Here is a 4,110-nt window from a genome sequence, read left to right as displayed (position 1 = left end):
CATGATCCTCAGAAAGCTGCGGCGTTTTTACGTCCTTGTACTTGTCGCATTGCTCAACCGCTCCGCGGCTTCCGCTTCGACACCATGAACGGCGTCGTCGCCGAAAACGAATTATTCAGACCCGACTGATGAGAGTCCGGTCAGCGTATTCCATCGGGGACCGCCGGCCTCGCGCCGGACAGTGAAGTCCGGAAGCATGGCCGCAATCATTACCTGACCTTCGTTGCAAATGAGAGCCTTGGCAAGCCGGGGGCGTCCATGCATGGTGTACACGGGTCGGGCGGCATGATCAGGCGGCCAGCGCTTGAGGAGCCGGTGTGCTTTCAATCACCGGAGTGCCGTCCTTGAAGGGAATGCCCTTCAGAAGCGGTTCGAACTTGTCGACGCCGCGGATCTTTCTCCAGGTCTGCTCGGCCGCTTCAATCAGCTTGAACGCCACTATCTGCACTAATTGGCGGGGCGGGCAGGCTGATCCTGTATTTCGGCGATCGCGTCTGAAATAGTGTCCCGCATGGCGATTAGGTCGTCTCCGTTAATGACGAACCCCTGCCAGCCAAACCCAGGGTGCCGCAAATGGAGCAAGATACCGTCAGTCATCGTTTCTAGGCTAATCTGCCACGGCGGAAAGGCAACGGACTCCAGTTTCTGATTAAGGTCGGGGGGCGCAGTATCGATCTGCGGCACCATATTCAGACGTACGCGCCCTAATGTCTCGATTAATTTACTTAAATTATTCGCATTCATCCGTACAACGGACTCAGGAAACGCCAATGTTGCGCGGCTGTCTCCCTTTGAATCCAACTCAAATGTTACAACAAAGCACGATGAATCAGCGTCAGGATCTATATCACTCAATTTTGACCTCTCGTTTTACGGTTGTTCCACGCCGGTCGGGGCTGGAGTTTGTTGAGGCGCTGCCTGCTGACGGCGCAGCCTGTCAAGATCGAAAAGGTTCAGCGTTGCCCCCCCTTCAGTTGGACCTGTCGGCCTCGGCGGAACTACCGGATCGTCCTTATCCTTGATGAGATTGTTATCCGATCTATATGCACCCTGCACACCTTGAATGTGATCGTAGCGATTTTGTGTCACCGCAAGAGCAGTAGCCCGGTCTCTGATAATGACAGGGCGCAGGAATACAAGTAGATTGGTTTTGGATCGGGTTTTATTTTCGGAGCGGAACAACGGGCCGAGCCACGGGATATCGCCAAGCAGCGGTACCTTGCTGTTGCTAACAACATAATTGTCCTGCATCAAGCCGCCTAACACAATAATCTCACCATCGTCTGCAAGTACAGTAGATTGAATCGAGCGCCTAGTGAATTGTGGGCCGTTTGGATTGGTCGATACGTCGGTCGTGGAGCCTACGATCGAGGAAATCTCCGTAGCGAGCTGTAATTTTAGGATGCCACCCTCGGTGATCTGCGGTTTAATATCCAGCGTCAAGCCGACATCGACCCGATCAACAGTGTTAAGGGTCGACGGGTTGCTGCCGCTGGTACTTGTGAGACTGGCATAGGATTCCCTTATAACCGGCACGTTTGTACCGACGACAATTTTTGCTTCCTCATTGTCAAGCGAGATGAGGTTTGGTGTCGAAAGAACGTTTGCATCGGAGGAATTTGCAAAAGCTTGCAGCAGAGCGCCAAGACCTTGCACACCGAGGAAATTGCGTACTAGACCTATATTGAGCCCTTGCGATAGCCCTGCAGTCGCGAGACCAGTTGCGCCATTCGCAAGTGCACCGCTCAAATTTACGATGCTGTTTCCGCTTCCGGTCGATAGATTCGTACCGCCTACGACAGTGTTGTTTCCGATCTGCCACTGGATTCCAAGATTTGCGCTGGTATCCGAATTCAGTTCGACAATAAGCGCTTCGATATAGACCTGCGCGCGCCGGGAGTCCAGTTCGTCGATAACTGCACGCAGATTACGGTATACCGGCTCGGATGCCGTGATAATTAATGAATTAGACGCAGCATCCGCTTGGATCATCCCGCCTTGCTGATTATCATCGCTTTTATCTTTATTGTTTCCAAGTAGACCAACCGCACTGTTCGTCCCACTTGAACCAGACTGTGAACTACCAAAGGGAGGCGATGAAGATGAGCCAGAGGGTAATGGCGGCATCCCTGATGTGCCAGTTGAATTGCTGCCGAAGGACGAGGATGAACCGGCATTCTGATTGCCTGTATTTGTGCCCTCGCTTGAGCTCGAACCGGTATCACCGCCTTTGCCGAGCATTCCCCGCAGAGTCTCTGCAAGCTTCACCGCATTAGCGTTACGCAGCGGCACAACGTGCATATTACCAAGTTGCGCAGTCGGCGCATCCAGCTGCTGTGCCAGTTTTTTCGCTTCTAATAGCCTTGCGTCGTTCGACGCACGCACCAATATCGAATTGGTGCGTGCGTCCGCGGTAACCAAAACCTTCATCGTGGCATCGGTGTTCCCAATTGCTCCAGGATCAAGCATCTTTGCGAGTTGCGGTGCCGCATCAAGCGCATTCGCGTTTTTCATTAAGACGACTGCTGAGTGCTGACCCGGTGTGTCAATGCCTGCGATGATTTGTCCAATTCGCTGTACATTATCCGCGTAATCGGTGACAACGATTGTGTTATTCGACGGATAGGCGGATACCGTGTTGTTTGGTGAAATCAACGAGCGCACAACAGGCAAAACGTTGTTGGCCGACGCGTTTCTTAGATGAAGTATCTGCGTGACAACTTGATCGCCGCGTGCAGGTGCAACGTTGCCCACATATGTCGGGACACCCTGCAGCTTTGCATCGGCTTCGGGCACCACCTTCAGAAGACCATGGTCTTGAACCAGAGAGAACCCTTGCATACGCAACGATGACTGTAGCGTCTTGAGAGCCAAGTCCTCGGGCACCGGATTTTCCGACACAAGATTCAGTTGTCCGTTCACACGGGGGTCAACAACGATAGTTTTGCCGGTCGCAGCTCCGATAGCCTTCGCCACCTGATCGATGTCTGCATTGACGAAATTTAGCGTTACCTGCGCATACACGATGTGCGTGGTGATCAACCCAACCGCTAGAAGTGCCATCGCGACAACTCCCAAAACCTTACGATCTCTTCTCATGGAATGTGATGTGTTCCCACCGATTGAGTTGCCCAGACTGGCTGCCGCCGTTCGGCAAGGGTGATGGATTATGCCTAGGGGAGATGACACGAGCACCTCGATTACTGCCTGAGTGAGGGAATGTCATTTGTTAATAGAACGCAAACGTCGTCGCCCTTACAGTGCCATCCCGCTCCGGATCGCATAAAGGTTGGCATCGCCGTGAGCAACTGTACGCCAATCACGGACGCGCTTTGTCCTAGGTCAAACATCGAAGATGGATCTGACCTGTGGCCACGACAGACCAGCGAAAGAGCGTGCGCGCCTTAAATTTGACGCGATCTTATGCAAAAAACGTAATTTTGTGGAATCAAATTGTTTTGATACGTTTTGGAAGTTTCTTTGATAGAAAGCCGAGTGCGATTATGCACATAGGAGATTTCATGAAAAGGCGATAAGGCGCCTGCTCTCAAAACAGATCGATCAGGATGCGCTCCAATCCGTTGGCCGTGTGACCCGTGAAGAGAGCTTTCACGCCATCGAGAGAGTGAACCTGCGGATCAAATTGGTCGACGGAAAGAGGATTCGGGGATGGTTCATTTGCAGTGAACACTCCTCGGTTGGTTGTGGTGCAAATAGCGCAAGGATCGGTTAGAGTGTCGCCCTGACCGATTTGAGAAGCCGCGATGAACAAGCGCTGAAGAGTCTGGACGGGCTATTCGCTGGCCGTCATTTTGACCGTGAGGTGATCATTCTTTGTGTGCGCTGGTATCTGCGCTACAAACTCAGCCTGCGCGATCTCGTCGAGATGATGGCTGAGCGAGGGTTGTCGCTGGCTCACACGACGATTCTGCGTTGGGTGCGCCGCTATAGGTTCTGTCGCGGTAAGAATGAGAGTTTAGAGAGTGTTAGGAACTTTGAAGTACTGACACGGCGTGGACAAGCATGAGCATTGCGAAGACGACGAAATGAAGCCCAGCGAGAGTTTCGGGGAGCCGTTCATAGTCACGTGCGAGACGCCGGAAACGGTTG

At 52.7% G+C, this 4,110-nt stretch carries 3 protein-coding genes and 2 pseudogenes; 1 reads left to right on the top strand and 4 read right to left on the bottom strand.

The features are described 5' to 3' along the window. Nucleotides 1-289: 289 nt before the first annotated feature. From AB3X96_RS42040 to gspD, 3 genes are read right to left on the bottom strand one after another with little or no spacing between them, the layout of a single operon-like run. The gene (locus tag AB3X96_RS42040; protein WP_246392557.1) at nucleotides 290-439 is read right to left on the bottom strand and encodes a hypothetical protein; all 150 of its coding nucleotides are present in this window, start codon (nucleotides 437-439) and stop codon (nucleotides 290-292) included. An 8-nt stretch (nucleotides 440-447) separates the two neighbouring features. Next, nucleotides 448-855 (bottom strand): hypothetical protein, encoded by a 408-nt coding sequence (locus AB3X96_RS42035; protein WP_176112392.1) that lies wholly within the window; start codon nucleotides 853-855, stop codon nucleotides 448-450. 15 nt (nucleotides 856-870) lie between these two features. Then, the gene (gene gspD, locus AB3X96_RS42030; protein ID WP_368594350.1) at nucleotides 871-3,099 is read right to left on the bottom strand and encodes a type II secretion system secretin GspD; all 2,229 of its coding nucleotides are present in this window, start codon (nucleotides 3,097-3,099) and stop codon (nucleotides 871-873) included. A 676-nt stretch (nucleotides 3,100-3,775) separates the two neighbouring features. On the opposite strand from gspD, the pseudogene AB3X96_RS42025 reads away from it, so the two are divergent. Further along, nucleotides 3,776-3,949: pseudogene (locus tag AB3X96_RS42025) on the top strand (IS6 family transposase); the annotation flags it as partial. Between the two features lie 37 nt (nucleotides 3,950-3,986). Here the strand turns inward: AB3X96_RS42025 and AB3X96_RS42020 are convergent. Further along, nucleotides 3,987-4,110 (bottom strand): annotated as a pseudogene (locus AB3X96_RS42020) (IS5/IS1182 family transposase); the annotation flags it as partial.

The organism is Paraburkholderia sp. BR13439, assembly GCF_040948805.1.
GTDB lineage: Bacteria > Pseudomonadota > Gammaproteobacteria > Burkholderiales > Burkholderiaceae > Paraburkholderia > Paraburkholderia youngii.
The sequence above is the reverse complement of the archived record's forward strand: the minus strand, read 5'-3'. Positions and strand labels throughout refer to the sequence as shown.